We start from the raw sequence: 20,208 nt of genomic DNA, 5'->3' as shown, positions 1-20,208 counted from the left end.
TTTTTCGCACTACAACTCACCAAGCTCTTTTTTAATCCCCTCGCACATTTTCTTGATTCGCCGGTACGATGCTTCGGAATTATCCCCTTTATCCAGTTCGATCCGCACGCGACCCGGCGATTCTTCCAATTTGAATTTAGTGTGATCGTCCAGGGTGGTTGTAATATCCACGTTGTCGCCTGAAAATGAACTGGTAGGCGCTACTTCGGCATTGATAAAGTCCTGAACCTGTTGGGTTTTGCTTTTATCGAATTTGGCGAAGAACTCATAGGTGTCATCTGAGTCCTTGACCGAAATTTTATGCTCATTTCCCTCACAACAAGTCAGTAGAGCACTGATAAAAAGAAGGCCGGATATTCTTGATAGATGTTTCATTAGGATTAATGTTTTACAAGGAACTATGCAATATACAGTAGTGGAATACATTAATCACTTTCAAAATACACCAGCGGTAGTTTTACAGGATAAAGACCGTTTGCTATCTGGAATACAGCTTCATCTATTAAAAGCAGAAGCTAGTTATGGAAGCAAACAATGCGACTGCTCTTTTTTTTAATCGGCTTACAGAGCGTAAAAAGGTTACGGTCTACTAGTTATAAACTTGCATCGATAGACGAATGAACGTTCTCAAAAGCAGATGATACTTGAGACGGAGTAAAAATGATCCGTTAACGAAACAGTAAGACGAATGGAAGCAACAGAAGTACTTATTAAAAATGCCTGGCCTTATCAGGAGGATAAAATGAATTTACCCGTTCACAATCTGGAAACGGCTATCCCTTTTTACGAAACCATCATGGGCTTTCAAGTTGTCGTCAGGGATGATACCCCTTATAAGTCGGCTACGTTGTCTAAGGGTGAATTTCAGATGGGACTTGCCGAAAATGGGGGCGACCCAACCCAGGACGGCTGTTTCTTCGAGGTCGATGATCTCGAAAAGGCGTTTGCGGAATTAAAGGCCAATGGCTTGGAAGAAGGCCTATCGGAGTTTCAACGTCAAACCCACGGAACGACCGAATGGGAAGTCTTTTTTGTCGTCGCTCCCGATGGACTTTGTTATTGCTACGGTGAGCGACAATAGGATGTATCCCTGAACAACAACCAATACAATGTCTTTACAAAAATTAATCGCGCAAAAAGACCTTGCTGCCATCCGGCAAGCACTTGATCAAAATCCTGATCTGGCCAACGAAGGCATGCCGTATGACGAGCACAATACCACCAAAGCGCACCCCCTTCACCGAATTTGCGATGGTGTATTCAACAATACATACTCGGATGAGGAGGCAGTTGAGATGGCGAGCCTCCTGTTGAAATATGGTGCACGGGTAGATGGATATGAACTAGTGGAGAATCAGGATACACCATTACTGGCAGCTGCTAGTCTACATGCTGATCAGGTGGGCCTTTTGTATATTGAAAAAGGAGCTACTATTCACCATGCGGGGTGTCATGGCGGAACGGCTTTGCATTGGGCGGCCTGGACAGGGCGGGATAAATTAGTCCAGCGGCTGATTCAGGAAGGTTCTGATATCCATAAACGGTGTACGACCTTTTGGGGTACGCCACTCTTATGGGCGGTTCATGGATTCAAATTCGGCGGGCCTGAAAACCGATACCATCAAATCGACTGCGTACGCTTGTTGCTGGAAGCTGGGTCCGACAAAGCCATTCCAAATAAAGAAGGGGCAAAAGCCATCGATTTTCTGAGTGAAGAGGACGTTGAATTGAGGCAGCTTCTGAGTTAGCGAGCAGCTATAATCTTTTTATGGCTGTGGTGGGAATCAAATTCCTATTGGGCGGAACGATAAAGAAATCGTGGAGCGCGTTTTAGCTAGCCCAAAGCTATAGACCGCAGATTTTTAGGATACCAGGTCGCCGGGTGATTAAGATCAGGTATGATTTTAGTTGAATCCATGTAAATCAGCTTAATCCTAAAAATCCGTGGCCTATATCCGCTGCTTTCTGAGCATCTAATTAGCTTGCTAGGCCGCGTAGTTGATGGTGCCCATACTCTTTATTGACAGCTCGTTACATAGTACAACCATAGGTATAATTACATAGAGGAGTTCTTTTTTATAGAGAATAATTTAATCTCTATGCGTTGCGCGTTCTTCATCCGCTGTATAACGGCTCTTCTGCTGCTAATGGCGTCCCAGCTCGCTCATGGACAAACGACAGCTGTTCTGACCGGCTATATAACCGATGCCATAACGGGCAAGCCCATGCCCTTTGCCAACGTCTATGTAAATGGATCAATGCGAGGGGCGGTTACTGACGAAAAAGGAGCGTATACCCTTGCTGGAATTCCATTGGGTACAGTCGAAATAGCCGCTTCATTTGTTGGCTATCAACCAGCTACGCAAAAAATTCGATTCGATAATACGGCAGCTCAGAAAGCCATTTTTGCCCTCAAACCCAGTGAACAAACGCTGGATGCCGTAACTGTGCGGGGCAATCCCAAACAATGGGAACGGCACCTGCGGCAGTTTAAAAAGCAACTCTTCGGCGAACCATTTGGCTCACAGTGCCTGCTGGTCAACAGCGAAGTACTAAATTTTAAAGAAGATAAAGATCATCTGTATGCCACGGCGAGTGAGCCATTAATTACTGAAAATCAGGCGCTAGGGTATCGGCTAATCTATGCGTTGCAGCATTTCGATGCCACGGCGTCAGGAAATGTGTATTCGGCGGGTAGTGCCCGTTTCGAAGAATTAAAGCCCGAGAACGAGCGGCAAGCCAGCCGGTTTCAGCGGAACCGGCTAATGGCTTACAAAGGCTCAATCCGGCATTTGATGGCCAGCCTGATTGACAACACGTTCGAGCAGGCTGGCTTCATGGTTTATCAGGAAGATCTGACCAAAGCGATCTCCATCGAACAGCGGGCCATTACCCTGTCCGCTATGGTTAACGACTACAAGCGGCTGGTTTCCGTGAAGCCAGCTACGTTGATTCAACCCGGTCGATTACCCTCTGAGCGTAAATTGGTTTCACCCAGCAAACTGATCGTATTCTATACGAATGCGACCTCGGGTTTCTCACCCTATCCCGATGCTCGGTACGCCTATACGGAAATGAGACTGCCTAGTGGGCAGTTGCAAATGACTGTGGATGGGCTTATTACCATGCCGGAGGGCATGGAAGCGAAAGGCTCGATGGGCAATGACCGCCTATCGACAATGCTGCCTGCCGACTGGAAACCAGGAAGTAATGAGAAGGAATCATTGCTAACCAATCAGTTGGTTACGCAGGGAAAAATCGTGCCACCCGACGCTCGCCTGGAACGGATCACGAAGGCTTTCAACGAACGATTCAAGTTGCTGGCTCCCACCTTGTTTGTACACATCGATAAACCCTTTTACGCCACGGGTGATCGACTCTGGATGAGCACGTACTGCCTCGACGCGGCTAGTTACCAGCGAGCCACTGGCGAAAAGGCCCTGCATGTAGATTTGCTGACGGCAACCGGTAAACTCGTGCAACACCAGTGGGTGCGGATCGTTGACGGACGGGGCGAAGGCAATTTCCGTCTGTCGGATACGCTCCTGACGGGCACCTATCGCCTGCGGGCTTATACCGATGAGGATGACGCTCAACGACGCCCAGCTTTCGAGCGATCAGTGACGATTTATAATCTAGTGCGCAATGAGGGAGCTGTACGCACTGATTCGGTTGCTCAGCCCCTGGATATTCAGCTATTGCCGGAAGGTGGCCGCTGGATTGCTGGATTGCCAGCGCGTCTGGGGGTGAAAATTGTCCAGCCCACGGGTCAGGGTTTGCCCATCTCGGGACGTATTGTCGACGACCTGGGTGCTGAAGTGGCTAGTTTCAAAACCAATCCGCAGGGGATGGGCAGCGTGTTGATGGAACCAAAGCCGCTGCGGACCTATTACGCCGACGTAACGTATACTAACCAACTGCAACATGTTTCGTTGCCCAAACCCGAAACGGAAGGGCTGTTGCTTTCAGCCGATGCGATCAGTGATACCAGTCGGCTGGCGCTGACCATCCTGAGTACTAATCGGGCTGCTATCGACTCTGCATATGTTCTGATTCAACAACACGGACGGGTGATCGATCAGCGAAAAATTCTGTTGCAGAATGGGGTGGCGAAAGTCAGCTTGCCCATGATGAGCTGGTTGCCGGGCCTGACGCAAGTCACCCTTTACGATGCCAGTGCTAGCCCTCAAGCCGAACGATTGATTTTTGTGCCCGAATTCACGGCGCCAGTACGTGTGCTGATGGGAGTCAACAAAACCAACTATCAGCCCCGTGAGTCCGTAACCCTGAGTCTTAATTTGAGTGATAACGGCTTACCGACGTTAGCCGCTTTATCGACCTCAATTACCGATGCGGGCAGCGTACCTGCTGACACCGCCGAGGCCACCTTGTCCGCCCATTTGTTGTTAACGGGAGAGCTTCGGGGGCGTATTGAAAACCCCAACCAATACGTCCTGAAGCCGTCTGCCGAAAGCCGTCGAGCGCTGGACGACCTGCTGCTGACGCAGGGTTGGCGACGGGTCAGTGGCACGCCCGAAACCGATTCGCTGGGTGGGATATCGCTGCGGGGCCGGCTTGTGAATGCGAAGAGTCAACCCATCCCTGGTGCGCAGATTATTGTAGCATCGATTGGCCTCGGACAATCGTTCGCAAAATCGGCTGGTGCTGACGAGCAGGGACGCTTTCGGCTGGCGGGGCTGGCCATTGCCGATACGACACAACTACTGACGCGAATCACTGACCGTCAGTTAAGAAACCTTTCTAGCAAAGAAGCTTTTCTGGTTCAGGAAGCCATCGGCAAAGGATGGGAGTCCGGTCGACTGATGGGTGCGCCCAACTGGTCGACGTTGCGGGCCCAATTAGAAGCCTCTCGAACCCGGCAAGAAGCCAATACTGATTTTTACCGCGACAAAACGGCGAAAGTGCTGCAAGAAGTGTCGGTTCGGGCGCAAAAAATCGATAAAAGACCTGAGGACATTCAAATGCGTAGTTTGCACAATGAGGCTGATGCTGTTATTGTGGTCGATGAGAAATCGCCAGTTTTCCAGAATTTATACGAAATGCTTCAGGGACGATTAACCGGCGTAACGGTTAAACGAATAGGGGCCGCTGTACCGCTTTCCTATAATGTATCGATACGAGGAACAACTAGTTTTAACATGGGTTCACAACCATTATACTTGATGGACGGTATGCCCATCGAAGACCCATATGGAACGGCTTTGTTTTTCTTCAGTTCAACTGATATTGAGCGTATTGAAGTCTTGAAAAGTGCCAGTACGACGGGCATATACGGGGCTAGGGGGGGCAACGGAGTCATTGCTTTTTATACAAAAAGCGCACGCTCTATGCAGGCAAACGCGAAACCAAAAGAGAGTATGAAGCCCATTCAATTTATTGGTTACCCATCGGTACAGCGTGAGTTCTACGTTCCACGTTATAATACAGAAGTAGCCACCGACTCCATTACTGGCGCCGTCGATTACCGGGATGTTCTGTATTGGAAACCACTCATGCAGACCGATAGCAAGGGGCACAGCCAGCTACGATTTCCGCTATCGGACGTAGTGCGAACGGTACGCGTGGTGGTACAAGGAATTACGGCCGATGGCCGTCCGGTGCTGGGTGTTCAGCTAATCCGGGTTCAATAGCGATTTGGTTTAAACTTCTCTCTAATGGGAAAATAGGATGCACTTTTTAGTAGAGAGAAGTTTAAACTGCTTAAATAGTGAAAATCAGCGGTCTATTGTTAAGGCGTGACTTGCCCAGCCCGAAGAGTTACAGTTGCGGTATCGTCTTCGCCGTTTGTAAAGCCGTTGTTCGGAGTTGAGTCCGGGTCTGCTAAGGAAGATGCTTCGATTTGCGCCTGTAACACTTTATTGCCGGTCGTTGTGGGCGTCATGGTAAAGGTAAGTACCGCCTGGCCACCCGAAGCAACACTAGCTATCGTACCACGGACGATATTGCCCACCAACGCCATTGTAGAACTACTGGCGAATGATAAGCCAGTGGGCAAGACACAGCCAACCTGCACACTTTGAGCGGTTAGCGCACCGCTATTTCTGACAATCAAACTTACTGAAACGGGCGAATTCGTTGCCGGAGCCATACTGCTCGAGGCTATTTGCAAACTCAGATCAGCTTTATTAGGGTCACCAAAGGGCTGATTGCTGATGACCGGAGGCAGTATCGGTGCATTTTGCGAAGCTGTAGTTGAAAATATGGATGATGAACTCTCTGTTGTTCGAAAATCTATCCAGGCAACATCATCTTCACCATTGGCAATGCTAGTATTAGGTCGTGAATCCTGGTCAAGTTGATCTGCCCGAATAATTTCGCTGGCTATTCGATAGATACCTGCTTGCTTGGGACGAGCGATGAACCCGAGTGCAATTTGTTGACCAATGTCCAGACTGGGGATTGACGCTAACAGGGAACCCTGTTGGTAACTCATCGTTCCACTACTCGTGAACTGCAATTGATCGGGTAATTGGCAGCGTACCTGCACATTCGTAGCTGGCAAACTACTCTCATTTATAACGTTGATCGTGAAAGGTATGTCCTGATTGACTGCGGCTGTTCGAGTGTTTGACTCAGCCGTTAGCCGTAGATCACTTACAGTTGGAGCCTGCGCCAATAGCGCTGTTGTCGACCAGACAGAACTTGTTAGGGCCATGTTCCAGGCTCTGGCTAGTCGGGTAAGACCACTTCCCAGAAAATACGTGCCATTGGGCCTGGGCACTTGAATCGTATCGGTAATAGGCCCAGCTATAACCTGGGCTGTTGTCTGGATTACCTCGTTCTGGCGGTTGGTTACTGGCTCGTAGCTTCCAGATGGATACAATGAACTAGTTGTATTATCGACTGAGGCCCGGGCGATTATCCACGGAAGCTGAGCAAAACCGGCATCCACCCGGCTTCGATTAATCACTGCCTTTAAGTCCGTCGCATAATTGGTAGCTTGGGGCGTAGTGGAGTAATATTCACTTTCTCCCTGCTGCCAAAGTACTGCTCGCAAGCCTGTCAAAGAAACATAATCTTTCAGTACCCGTTTAAGATTGCTGTAGGGCATACCGGCTGGCATTGGGGTATTATCTATGGTATTTGTAGCGCCCTGTTCCATACTTTCCCGCCAGTTCCGAACGGTTGTGCCCGTCCAGGCTACGTTGTAAAACAGAACAGGAACATTGAGCCGATTGGTTAGTAAATCGCCTAATTCGCCCCAGCACCAGGCCGTATTGCCGTGCGGCCCTATTGCTTCCTTTGCCGTTATCTTACTGAATGTGGGAGGTAAAGGTAAGCGGGTCGTATCGGTATAATTATACTGAGGAACACTAATTACACGCTCGTCAGCCGCCGATACAACCGATTGGTTGGGGGTAATCCCCTGTGCATTGCCTTCTCCGGCAATCACGAAAACTTCGCCTACACCAACGGGCGTAACTCGTATATGACTAATCACGCGGCTTTGCGCAATGGCCTGTATATCCAGATTATACCAGCCGCTGGTAGCCGTAACTGATCCCGAAAAAGTCCCATTAGTTGGTTGACTATCCAGTACGACATAGGAATCGTTGTTTTGCCCATAACCTGATACTGTTGGCGAAACCCGAATTTCGACCCGTTCGGTTTGAGTAGGGCAAAGGCCCCTGATATTGATCTGGGCAGTGTTGTTATTATCTCTTTGTAAAACCGTTCGGGGTGTAGGAAAAACTACATTGAGCGACGTGCCTGCTGTAGCAACGGGCGCCGAGGCTGGGAAAAGACGATCTTTCGGAATATAAACGGCTTGGGTAGTGCCCGGTACTACCCATTGTAAGCGTATCTGGGCATTGTACCAGTATTGATATAACTCAACCCGGATGTCGTACCGCTGATTTGCCTGCAACGTAATCTGGCCTTTTACTGTGAACGGGTAAGCGTGAGCACCCAATTCATCAATAATTAGCTGGCCATTGATCCAGATTCGGGTTGCATCATCGTAACTGCTTTTTATAATGTAGGTACCTGTAACTGGGGCTTCGATCTGGCCAGTCCAGCTAATGAGCCAGTCGCGGATGGGCATATAGGGCGTAGGGCCACTATCATACCAGGTCATATCCAACGGCCCATCCAGTTGTGAGTATAAAACAGGACCGTTCGTATCCGAACCACTGAAATACTTTCCCGTTAACCCTGTGCCTGTTTTCTTGGCATAAGTTGGCGCAAAAACGGTAATTGGTGCACTTAGCGTCGACGAGGATGCCGACGAGACGATTCGGGTTTTGTAAGTTCCAGCCGCTAGGTTATCAGGTAGCGTTACGCGTAAAGGCCGGGTATTGTTGATGCCGAGGTTTGTTATGAACTGACCAGTCGAAGAAACTAACTGGGCGGTATACGCAACACCCGATTCGGGTCCATCTGGGGCTTCGTCTAAAAACGGAATAACGAGATGCCCACCCTGATACTGATAAAAAGGTTGAGGCATACCAACTGTAAGTCGGGGTGCATCCTGCGGAAGAACATAAGGCGTCGATTGCTGAAAAAAACTGGTCGTGAGTGCCTGATTCCAGAGGTCGGCTAATTGAGGGTAAAATGATTGCAGGAAATGGGTGCCGTCCTGCCGATAGGTGTTACCATAATCGTCGGTATTGGGACCAGCGTAGCAATAAGGAACCTGCGAAATCAATGTATTCTGAGCCGCAACAATATTAGGGTCGTTACTGCCTTCATTCCAGGAGGCTCGGGCAATCATCCAGGGCAAGGTTGTAACGCCTAAATCCTGACGGCTTGCTTCAATAACTTTCTGAATATTCGTGATGTAGTCGGATGAAGACTTTCCCTTGTCGGATTCGCCCTGATGCCACAGGATAGCGCGCAAACCGGTTCGTTGAACATAATGCGTCAACGTTGCCTTAATAGCTCGATAGGGCCGTAAATCGTCGGCGCCATCCCATTGACTACTCTCAGGAATGACCTGGCCCTCTGCGGTTTGGCGCCATTGAAGAGAGGAGGTGCCGCCAATAGCCGCTCCGTAAATCAGAACGGGTACGCCCAATTTCTGAACAAGCTTGTCGCCTAGTAGGCCATAGATATAGGACGAATTGGTTGGACCAACATTCGTGGGAATCGATAAATGACTAAACGTGAGCGGAAAGCGCGACTCCGTAATCTGACCATCATAATAATTCAGACAGGATACCCGATCGTCGGAAGCGCCTGTTGTGTACGGAAAGCCCTGCGCATTGGACTGGCCCGAAGCAATTAGAACTTCACCTACACCCACTCGATCAATACGCTGAACACCCAGGCTCACAGCTTCATTAAAGGACTCGGCTTCCAGATCATACCAGCCTCCCTGTACCGAGAGTACACTACCTGAAACAGCACCATTGGAAGGTGTAAAGGTCGACCAGGCCGTGGTGGTTCCTCCCTGACGAACGACTAACCGTACCTTAACCTGCGTAACTGAGGCTGTGACTACAGCATGAAAAGGAACCGCTGCCTGATTCGAGTTATCTCGTTGAAAAACGATTCGTGATACGGGAAAATTAAGTTGAAGTTGACCAGAAGTAATAGTCGGGATAAGGAGCAATAAGCAGACAATTAGTCGTAATTGGTGAGCTTTATGTACTAGCCTGTAGTAGTTAATCATAGACGCCTATTTTAAGTGTGGAGGGGAGGTAGTTTTTGATAAAAACAGCGCAGAGCCAGTTGATGGCCAATTCTGTTAAACACTAGGTTTGGCACGGTATTTGGCTTGGCTGGTGTCCACTTTTGGGGACTAATCGAATCCGAAATTTTGCCGGATTATTCACTCTTCTCTTAATTAATTAGCGAGAAAAATGAGTTTTTAGATAGATAGTATAGATTCATTTTTGTGCTATTTATGTATTGTTTTGTGCTTTATACTGAAAGTAGTCTTACTAAGCATATATAAATAAAAGGTGACTACTAGGACATAATACAAGAAATGTGCCGATGGGAGCAGGTGCTTTTTTGAAAATATTTTTGCCGTAAACCCCTGCTTATTTAGCCTACTTAGCGCATTGGTTTATTGGCCGACTAGCTAATATTTACAGCTTTTCGTATTGTTGGGGCATGAAAACTCCCTACCTATACCTTGTTGTTTTATGTCTGTTAACTGCCCCTTCTGTTTTAGCGCAGTCAACTAATCCGGCGATCCTTCGCCAGGAGTGGATTTATGAAAAAGCCCCTTTTCCAGAATGTCATGCCTCAACGATAGCCGAAACCCCGAAAGGATTAGTGACGGCCTGGTTTGGTGGTACACGTGAGCGCCATCCCGACGTTGGAATTTGGGTGAGCAGCCAAACTAATGGTAACTGGACAACACCCGTTGAAGTAGCCATAGGCGTGCAACCCGATGGCAAGCGGTTGCCTTGCTGGAATCCAGTTTTGTTTCAGAGACCTGGTGCCGAATTAATTCTATTCTACAAGGTTGGGCCAAGCCCGTCGACCTGGTGGGGCATGCTGAAGCGATCGACAGATAATGGCAAAACCTGGTCGGCAGCCGAGCGACTGCCAGAGGGAATTTTGGGGCCGATTAAAAACAAACCGGTTTTGCTGGCATCGGGTGTGTTACTTTGCCCGACCAGTTCAGAAGATCACAACTGGCGAGTGCATTTCGAGCGAACCAGCGATTGGGGTAAAACCTGGCAGAAAACAGAGGCTATTAATGATGGGATTAACGACGGAGCTATTCAGCCTAGTGTTCTGTTCTATCCTAATGGCCAGTTGCAGGCCCTTTGTCGTAGCCAGAAAAGTGGATTTATTCTCGAAACCTGGTCGAAGGATGACGGAAAAACCTGGTCGCCTTTGCAAAAGACAACACTTCCCAACCCGAACTCAGGCACCGATGCGGTTACGCTGAAAGATGGTCGTCAGGTATTGGTATATAACCCTGTGGCGCCTACGCCGGGTAAATCTGGTGGACCAAGAACACCGCTCGATATTGCCATTTCTAACGATGGAAAAACCTGGAAAACACTGGCCGTACTCGAAAATGAGCCAGGAGAATATTCGTACCCGGCTGTCATTCAAACTGCCGATGGGCTTATCCACGTAACGTATACCTGGAAGCGTCAGCGTATTCGGCATGTCGTGCTCGACCCAAAGAAGGGGTAACTCTTCAGTTGATTCTATAGATTCGAATCGATCCCAAAGAATCTATAGAATCAAAAACCCTATTTTTGAACTACGTTAGCTTCTAAAGGCCATTAATGATTCGGGCGTAGACGTTATTGGTGCTGTTGCCGTCATAGGTTTTGGCAGCATCGTTTTTGACATTCACCGTTATACTGGAAGTGCTTCCTGAATTAGCCGTTGTTCGGCTGAGGCTGAAACCCAGGGTAGCTTTGCCTTTAGCCGCTATAAATTGCCCACTATTAATGGTTAAGGTCAACTGAACGCCAGACGTCATCGACGTGACTGTCCATTTGGTATTATCAACCTCCACAGGAGTGGAGCTACCCCCCGATACGATAATGCTCGTCAGCGAATTAGCAAACGAAAGCGTATAACCTGTAGGGGCAGTAATCGTGATGACTACATTGTTCATGGACGTCGGCAAGCCGTTTACTTCGAAAACATTCACCAAAAAATTGCTTGTACTACCAATCGGGAAATTAGCTTGTGGCAAATCTATAGTCGGACTTAAATCGGTACCGGGCAATGCCACGCTGGTTGTACTGGAGCAGCCAGCGATACTCGTAACCGTTACTGAATAAGTCCCCGAAACATTGGCGACTGCTGTACCGGATATCGAATTCTGACTTACGACACCGGGTCCGCTAAACAAATAAGAAGTACCTCCGCTGGCAGTCAGCGTGGCACTGGTGAGTGTGCCATTTAATGGGTTACTCGCCGTTAGCGTAGGAACGGGCAATGGATTGACGCTTACGTTTACACTTGCTGTTACATTCGTTGTTCCATCGGTAGCGGTGACGGTTAACGTGTAGGTCGTCGCCGTACTGACGGAAGGGGCGGTGAAAACAGGCGAAGCACCACTTGCCGACAACCCACTAGGCTGGCTAGTCCAGGTATACGAAGTAGGAGTGAAATTGATGGCTGTAGCTGTGAGACTGAAACTGCTTCCAACACAGGCGCTTATCGATGTAGAGGGGTTTATACGCACACTGGCCGGCGCACTGACCCGGCGAATAAGGTTGTTGGCCTGATCGGCGATGAATAGGTTGCCAGAGCCATCCAACGCTACACCAAACGGTGCATTGAGTTGGGCACTAGTAGCTGGCCCATTATCACCATCTTTACCCGGTGCCCCGTTTCCCGCAACCGTAGAGATTGTACCATCCGAAGTTACCTTCCGAATGCGATGATTAAACGTGTCGTCGATAAAGAGGTTCCCGTTCCCGTCTACTGCTATTCCGGAAGGTGTATTTAAGTTGGCGTTGATAGCGGGCCCATTGTCGCCACCTGATCCCTGAGTTCCATTGCCCGCTACAGTAGAAATGGTCCCGTCGGGGGTTACTTTTCGGATGCGATGATTATCCCGATCAGCGATATACAGATTACCACTCTCATCGACCGCCACTCCTGTAGGATTATTGAGTACTGCATTAACAGCTGGACTATTATTGCCACTAAAACCAGCGGTGCCCGTACCCGCTACGGTAGAAATGGTACCGCCGGGGGTTACTTTACGGATACGATGATTCGTGCGATCGGCAATGTACAGATTCCCGCTGCCATCGAGCGCTACACTTGTCGGATTGTTGAGTGCCGCATTGATTGCGGGGTTATTATCACCACTAAAACCGGCGGTGCCATTGCCCGCCACAGTTGTAATTTTACTATCGGTAGTGACCTTCCGAATCCGATTATTATCTGGATCGGCAATGAACAGATTGCCATTCGCATCCACCGCCACGCCTGTGGGCCCAGCCAACTGTGCATTGATGGCCGGACCAGTATCTCCGCTAAAACCGAATAAGCCATTGCCTGCTATGGTGGTAATTGTGCCATTCGTAGCCACTTTTCGAATGCGATAATTGGTCTTATCAGCAATGTAGAGATTGCCACTTCCATCGATTGTCACACCGGAAGGACTGCCCAGGGCCGCATTGATAGCGGGGCCGTTATCGCCACTGAAATCAGGTGTGCCATTGCCTGCCACAGTAGAAATAGTCCCATCAGTAGCCACCTTCCGAATCCGGTAATTAGTCTTATCGGCGATGAAAAGCTGGCCTGCCGCATCCACGGTTATACCAGAAGGGTTATTCAGGTAAGCACTGGTAGCGGGGCCATTATCGCCACTAAATCCTTGTGTATTCGTGCCCGCTACGGTGGAAATGGTGCCATCGGTCGCTACTTTGCGAATACGGTGATTGGCCAAATCGGCGATGAAAAGCTGACCACTCGCATCGACCGCCACACCCGTAGGGTTCGCTAGCTGTGCATTAGTAGCTGGACCCGCATCGCCACCAAAAGACTGAATACCCGTGCCGGCTACGGTGGAAATGGTGCCGTCGGTCGCTACTTTACGAATGCGGTGATTAAGCGCATCAGCAATAAACAGATTTCCAGTTGCATCGACCGTTATGCCAGAAGGTGTATTTAAATTAGCCGCGGTTGCCTGAATGTTATCACTGTTATAACCTTGTGTACCCGTACCCGCCACAGTCGTGATTTTACCATCGGCAGCGACCTTCCGAATCCGATGATTGGCCTGATCGGCAATAAAGAGATTGCCGGTTGCATCGACCGCTACTGCGTATGGCGTGTGTAAATTGGCATTGACAGCTGGTCCAGTATCGCCACTAAAGCCAGCTATACCATTGCCCGCTACGGTCGTGATTGTTCCATCGGTAGCCACTTTCCGGATGCTATGGGTATTCTGATCGGCAATGAACAGATTCCCTGTCGCGTCAACCGCGATGCCAGAAGGACTACCCAACGTAGCATTGATGGCTGGGCCATTATCGCCACTATAGCCATAGGCTCCAGTGCCTGCCACCGTAGAGATGGTCCCATCGGGCGTTACTTTACGAATACGGTGATTATCCTGATCGGCAATGAAGAGATTGCCATTTCCGTCAATGGCTACACCCGTTGGTGTACTCAGGGCCGCACTAATAGCTGGGCCTCCATCGCCTTTCAGAGTAGACCCTGCTACGGTGGTAATGATTTGGGCCGATAATTGGGTTGCAAGTAAAGAAAGTAAGATACTTAGCGTTACACAAGCTATTGATCTGGATGAAGTTTGGGTTAGGTAATATGCTTTCATCGATAGGGATATGAAAATATGGTAACAAATAAATTGAAACGTATATAGTAAACCTTGGTGACCGTTCATTTTTTACTCTAAACTCGTCTTTAAATTGCTCATTATTAGTATATTGGCAGGATTATTTTTCGCTTAACTGGATTAAATAATAGCGAAATTGTGGCGCTATAGCTTGAATGAGCAGTGTTCTTTTTGGCTTGGAAGAAGCTAATTGAGTAATGCCTATAAGGTTGGAAGCATTATACAGACGGACTCATTGGCATCACAAAAGCGCAGATGACGTTTTATCAAAAGGCGGGATGAGTAATAAGAAGGTTTACAGACACTTTATAGTATGTAAACCTGCGAAATTACTAAATGGATGAAATCAACCTGGACTCATCATCGGCAAAGACCAGATCTATACTGGCGATTTTTGATCCTACTGTTCATACTAGCTATTTATAGTGGTCATGGACAGCCGCTTTTAGCCCAGTCAACTGTAAAAGCGCAATCGCTGTTTGACGGAAAAACGCTGACGGGCTGGAAGACAGTCGATCCGGCACACGCATCGCTTTGGTTTGTAAAAGATAGCGTGATTCGAAGCGGAGACGGCGTTAAAAAGATACCCGAAAATACTTACTTACATACGATTAAAGAATACGGCGATTTTGAGTTTCGTTGCCTGTTTCGCTTATCTGGCGATCCCAAAACAGGTATGATCAACAGCGGGATACAGTATCGGTCAATTCTGGAAGGCGGAAAAATAGTTGGCTATCAGGCCGACATTGGCAATGGTTATTGGGGTGATTTATATGACGAACACCGACGCGAAAAACTGGTGAGCGGTGATTTGAGCATCCTCAAACGAATCCTGAAAGAAGATGGCTGGAATAGCTACATCATTCGCTGCAAGGGTAACCACCATGAGTTGTATATCAACGGCGTTAAAACCTGCGACTATATAGAGCAGGATAGCAAAATTCCGTCGAAAGGCGTAATTGCCGTTCAGATTCACAGCGGAGGAGTGGCTCAGGTTGAATTCAGAGACTTGACTATTTCTGAGTTATGAGTAAATATGAATTTGATAACGATGTGATGGTAAGTATTTGGTTGCTAGCTGGATATTATGTTTTCTGGTATGACCCCGATGGGGTCAGATGTTTATAGTTAGCGTGATTTTCTATAAACATTCGACCCCATCGGGGTCGTACAAAAGCGTAACTCAATAGAGATCGCCCAATACCGAAGAAGTTAAAAATCCCTTATTCCTATGAACAAATTCCGTTTGCTCATGTCTGTCATTTTTGTTGGTCTTGCGTTACCCAACCCTTACAGCAAGGCTCAGGCACCCAAAGCTAAACCAGCCGCAGCAGTTCCGGCCACCGAAAAGGTCGACCGGGAGTATGCGCTGGAGGCATCTATGCTGGGGTACTTTTCGAAAGATGGGGCTCGCAACCCAACCCTAAAAGCCAATAAAGGCGACCGGGTGCGGATTACCATTACCGATGCCGAGCAGATGACGCACGATATCGCGCTGGAAAAACTCGGCCTGAAAAGTAAGTCGATCAATGATAAGGGAGCCAGTACCAGCATTACATTCACCGCCGATAAAAACGACACCTATTATTGTACGGTTCCCGGCCACCGGGCTGCCGGTATGGTTGGCAACTTCGAGGTAGTGGAAGGCAATGTTAATGACGTTGCTATTGCTGGTCAGATTCCCGCAAAAAACGGACAGCCACTGAACCTGAATTTCGAGACGGGGACGCTGAAAGACTGGACGGCCACTGGTGATGCGTTTGCCAATCCGCTTGTTGATCAGGACCCTTCGCCCGTTCACGAAAAAGACATGACCATTGGCTTTGCCGGAAAGTACTTCCTGAGCAGTGGCGGTACGGCCAACTATAAACTGACCGGAACATTAACGTCTGTGCCGTTCACAGTCACGCAGCCGTTTGCTGCTTTTCGGGTTTCGGGAGGAGCCTTGCAGGACACGCGGGTAGAAATCGTTCAGGCAAGTACAGATAAAGTCATTTTTCATAGCACCGGACAAGGCCGTGCCACACTTCAACCCGTTGTTGTCGATCTACAACCGTATTTGAATCAGGAGATCTTTATTCGGATTGTCGATAACGAGACAGGGATTTCGCAGATTCCATACATCGCCAATGATAAATGGGCGCACATCAACTTCGATGAATTTCTATTTTACCCTACACGCCCGAACTTTCCGAATGAGCTAAAACAGAAGGATATTATCATCCTGCCACCACTTGATCCTGTTCTTCATGCGGGCCTTTCGGGTACCGAAGCGGCTAAGGTTATGACACTGCCAAACGGTTTTAAGATTTCGCTGGCGGCTGCTGAACCCGACATTGTGAAACCCATTTGTTTTACCATCGACTGGCGCGGCCGTCTTTGGGTGGTTGAGGGGCATACGTACCCTGTTCCGGCACCGGAAGGGCAGGGGAGAGACCGCATCCTGATTTTTGAAGACACCAATGGCGACGGAACCCTGGATAAGAAGAAAGTCTTTGCCGAAGGCTTGAATCTGGTCAGTGGTATTGAGGTCGGTATGGGTGGTGTGTGGCTCGGCGCGGCTCCGTATCTGTTATTCATTCCGACGGATTTTAAAACCGATACGCCTACTGGGGCACCCCAAAAACTGCTCGATGGCTGGGGAACACAGGACACGCACGAAGTGCTGAATAGCTTTCGTTGGGGGCCCGATGGCTGGCTATACGGTACACATGGCGTGTTTACCCACTCGAATGTGGGCAAGCCGGGTGCCCCCGATTCGGAACGGACGAAGCTGAACGCGGGCGTCTGGCGGTTTCACCCAACTACGCAGAAATTCGAACTGTTTGCCGAAGGAACCAGCAATCCCTGGGGACTGGATTTCAACGATTATGGTCATGCCTTCGTGACGGCTTGTGTGATTCCGCATATGTATCAGATGATTCAGGGTGGACGCTATTTCCGGCAGGCGGGTAAACATTTCAATCCCTACACCTACGACGACATCAAAACACACGCCGATCACGTGCACTGGCTGGGCGAACGGGGGCCACATGCGGGTAATTTCCGGTCAGCTTCGGCAGGTGGGGGACATGCTCACTCAGGAGCTATGATTTACCTGGGTGGTGATTCCTGGCCGAAAGAATACCGCAACGATATTTTCATGAACAACATCAACGGGGCCCGGTTAAATCATGACCATCCCGTTCGCGAAGGATCGGGCTATCTGGTGACGCACCAGCCTGATTTTTTGGTCATGAACGACTCCTGGTCGCAGTGGCTGAACATGAAATACGACCCAAGCGGATCGGTATTTGCCATCGACTGGTACGATAAGAACCAATGCCACAGCCCGAACCCCGATGTGCATAACAAAACGATGGGCCGGATTTTCAAGATCACGCACGATAACGATAAATGGGTGCAGGTCGATCTGGCGAAGGCGTCGGATATGGAGCTGGTGAATTATCAACTGCATCCGAACGAATGGTATGTTCGGCAGGCCCGGCTACTATTGCAGGAGCATGGCCCCAATAAAAAGGTCCATAAAGCATTGAAGGAGATTCTGGCGAAAAACCCCGATGCAACCCGTAAACTTCGGGCACTTTGGACGCTTCATGTCACAAAAGGATTGACCGAAAAAGAACTGGTGGACTTACTGTCGAATGAAAGTGACTACGTCCGAAGCTGGGCGATTCAGTTATTGGCAGAGAACAAAAGCGTTTCTCCCGAAACACTGAAACGCTTTGCAGATTTGGCCAAAACAGATAATTCTGCCCTTGTGCGGCTTTATCTAACTTCGGCCATGCTCCGTCTGGACCCCAATCAGCGTTGGGATGTGCTGGATGCGCTTGTTCAGAAATCGGAAGATAAAGAGGATCATAACCTGCCCCTGCTAGTATGGTATGCCGCCGAACCGTTGTCGGCAGTCGATGCGAAACGCGCCCTCCAGATGGCCGAGAAAGCGAAACTGCCTAAAATGCTGCCTTATACGATTCAACGCATAGGTGCCCTCGGTACGGAAGATTCGAAAAAACTGCTCAAAGAGTTGAATGACCGCGTCGGTAAACTGGAACATTCGCACGAAACGCACGAACTTCAGATGTTGATTGCCAAGACGCTGGAAGAATAAGCAATTATTAACTGTATTTATGGAAAACCATCACATCGCCATTGTCCCAACATTAACGGTCAAAAATGGAGCATTGGCGATCGAATTTTACAAAATGGCTTTTGGGGCTACTGTCCTCATGGCTAATACCGATTCGGATGGCTCTGTCGTTGCAGAAATGGTCATGCAAAATGCGAGGTTTGTTGTCGCCGATGAATCACCAGAACATGGTAATCTTAGTCCGGATGAACTAGGAGGGACGCCTGTGCGGATTGGATTACAAGTTAGTGATCCAGATTTTGTTTTTGAACGAGCCGTACTAGCAGGTGCTCGGGTTATCTATCCAGTAGCTGATCAGGATTACGGCTACAGATTAGGCCACCTCGTAGATCCATTTGGTCATCATTGGGAGATTTTTAAACCATTAAACTGAATAGACTACATGAATACAACGTGTCAACCAGATAGCACGCATACGTTGGGCTTGCTACTGATTTTCTGCTTCTCCATGACCATTGTGTACGGGCAGGAAAAATCACTATTCAATGTACGTCAGCAACAGGCAACGAATGCCGCTGCGAACGTGGCCAAGCCAACAAAACCGGTTGTCCCGGATGGAGACTTTAAAAAGACAACGATTACACGAGACTTTATCTCGGAAGGTGTAGCCGTAGCCGATCTGAATAAAGACGGCAAGATGGATATCGTGGCTGGTTATTACTGGTTCGAAGCCCCCAACTGGACACGCCACGAGATGGCCCCCTCGCGCGTGTTTGACCCACGGAAGGAATACAGTGAATCGTTCCTCAATCTGGGAATGGACGTCAATCAGGATGGTTGGGATGATGTCGTGATTATTGACTTTCCCGGAAAGCCCGGTTTCTGGTTTGAGAATCCTAAAACCAGTGCTGACGGACCCTGGAAAAAACATATCCTGTCCGATTCGATGGGCATTGCGAATGAATCGCCAGGATTTATTGACATCGATGGTGATGGGCGGTTGGATATTCTTTGTGGCGATAAGGCTAAGAAACAGATTGTCTGGTTAAAAGCCCCAGTAAAACCCGGCGACGCCGAATGGCAACGGTTTGCCTTAAGTAAGGAAAATGTGCCGGGTACCGAGACGTTCTCCCACGGAATCGGCTATGGCGATATCAATAAGGATGGCTTCAACGATGTTGTCGTTCGGGAAGGGTGGTTTGAAGGTACGGCCGATAAAAAATCCGCGAACTGGGTGTTTCATCCGGCTGATATCGGCGAACCCTGTTCACACATGCAGATAATGGATGTGAATGGCGACGGAAAAAATGATGTAGTCAGTGCGTCGGCACACGCGTTGGGCATTTGGTGGCACGAGCAGGTGATGGATGAACAGGGTAAAATCAATTTCAAAACCCACTTGATGAGCAACACCACGGCGCAAACTCATTCCTCGATCATGACCGACTTAAATGGCGATGGTCGGAAGGATTACATTACCGGAAAGCGGTTTCTGGCTCACCACGGTCGTGACCCCGGCGATAGCGATCCGGGTATTTTGCTCTGGTTTGAGTTCACGCCCGGCAAAGCGCCTTATTATAAAGAGCACGTGATCGACAATGATTCGGGGGCGGGCCTCAACATCGTGACGCACGACATGAACGGAGACAGGAAACCAGACATCGTGATTGCCAATAAGAATGGCGTGTTTCTGTTTGAGAATAAGATTAGAAAGTAGATGTGATAGTGTTCTGACGCGAGCATTTGCTCGTGCCTTTCAATTTCGCCAGTATTCACTGGTGCATAATCAATTTAACACGCCAGTGAATACTGGCGAAATTGTGGGCACGGGTAAATACCCGCGCCAGATGCGCCC

The 20,208-nt window shown here is 48.8% G+C and carries 11 protein-coding genes; 8 read left to right on the top strand and 3 right to left on the bottom strand.

Going from position 1 to position 20,208, the window contains the following annotated elements; translation table 11 throughout:
- Positions 1–9: 9 nt before the first annotated feature.
- Entirely contained in the window at positions 10–375 is a 366-nt protein-coding gene (locus ACYVGR_RS36550) for a hypothetical protein (protein WP_460965705.1), read from the bottom strand.
- Positions 376–688: 313 nt separating this feature from the next.
- Between ACYVGR_RS36550 and ACYVGR_RS36545 the strand changes: the two genes are divergently transcribed.
- The 3 genes from ACYVGR_RS36545 to ACYVGR_RS36535 all read left to right on the top strand — a co-directional run bounded on the left by ACYVGR_RS36545 (position 689) and on the right by ACYVGR_RS36535 (position 5,651).
- Positions 689–1,081, top strand: a complete 393-nt coding sequence (locus ACYVGR_RS36545; protein ID WP_460965704.1) for a VOC family protein — start codon at positions 689–691, stop codon at positions 1,079–1,081.
- Positions 1,082–1,109: 28 nt separating this feature from the next.
- Positions 1,110–1,748 (top strand): ankyrin repeat domain-containing protein, encoded by a 639-nt coding sequence (locus tag ACYVGR_RS36540; protein ID WP_460965702.1) that lies wholly within the window; start codon positions 1,110–1,112, stop codon positions 1,746–1,748.
- A gap of 351 nt (positions 1,749–2,099) precedes the next feature.
- Complete coding sequence (locus ACYVGR_RS36535; protein ID WP_460965700.1) at positions 2,100–5,651, top strand: carboxypeptidase-like regulatory domain-containing protein; 3,552 nt, start codon at positions 2,100–2,102, stop codon at positions 5,649–5,651.
- A gap of 98 nt (positions 5,652–5,749) precedes the next feature.
- On the opposite strand, the gene ACYVGR_RS36530 is transcribed toward ACYVGR_RS36535, so the two are convergent.
- Positions 5,750–9,634, bottom strand: a complete 3,885-nt coding sequence (locus ACYVGR_RS36530; RefSeq protein WP_460965699.1) for a sialate O-acetylesterase — start codon at positions 9,632–9,634, stop codon at positions 5,750–5,752.
- 446 nt (positions 9,635–10,080) lie between these two features.
- Here ACYVGR_RS36530 and ACYVGR_RS36525 point away from each other — a divergent pair, with 446 nt between their 5' ends.
- A complete protein-coding gene (locus ACYVGR_RS36525) occupies positions 10,081–11,124 on the top strand; it encodes a sialidase family protein (protein WP_460965697.1) in 1,044 nt (347 codons plus the stop codon).
- 82 nt (positions 11,125–11,206) lie between these two features.
- On the opposite strand, the gene ACYVGR_RS36520 is transcribed toward ACYVGR_RS36525, so the two are convergent.
- On the bottom strand, positions 11,207–14,242 hold the full coding sequence (locus ACYVGR_RS36520; protein WP_460965695.1) for an NHL domain-containing protein: 3,036 nt from the start codon (positions 14,240–14,242) through the stop codon (positions 11,207–11,209).
- Positions 14,243–14,603: 361 nt separating this feature from the next.
- On the opposite strand from ACYVGR_RS36520, the gene ACYVGR_RS36515 reads away from it, so the two are divergent.
- From ACYVGR_RS36515 to ACYVGR_RS36500, 4 genes are all read left to right on the top strand, one after another.
- On the top strand, positions 14,604–15,293 hold the full coding sequence (locus ACYVGR_RS36515; protein ID WP_460965694.1) for a 3-keto-disaccharide hydrolase: 690 nt from the start codon (positions 14,604–14,606) through the stop codon (positions 15,291–15,293).
- A 201-nt stretch (positions 15,294–15,494) separates the two neighbouring features.
- Positions 15,495–18,374 (top strand): PVC-type heme-binding CxxCH protein, encoded by a 2,880-nt coding sequence (locus ACYVGR_RS36510; RefSeq protein WP_460965692.1) that lies wholly within the window; start codon positions 15,495–15,497, stop codon positions 18,372–18,374.
- 19 nt (positions 18,375–18,393) lie between these two features.
- The gene (locus tag ACYVGR_RS36505; RefSeq protein ID WP_460965690.1) at positions 18,394–18,786 is read left to right on the top strand and encodes a VOC family protein; all 393 of its coding nucleotides are present in this window, start codon (positions 18,394–18,396) and stop codon (positions 18,784–18,786) included.
- A 9-nt stretch (positions 18,787–18,795) separates the two neighbouring features.
- Complete coding sequence (locus ACYVGR_RS36500) at positions 18,796–20,070, top strand: FG-GAP repeat domain-containing protein (RefSeq protein WP_460965688.1); 1,275 nt, start codon at positions 18,796–18,798, stop codon at positions 20,068–20,070.
- Positions 20,071–20,208 lie beyond the last annotated feature (138 nt).

The sequence above is a fragment of the Spirosoma litoris genome, from assembly GCF_054776755.1.
This window is presented reverse-complemented; position numbering and strand designations above follow the sequence as displayed.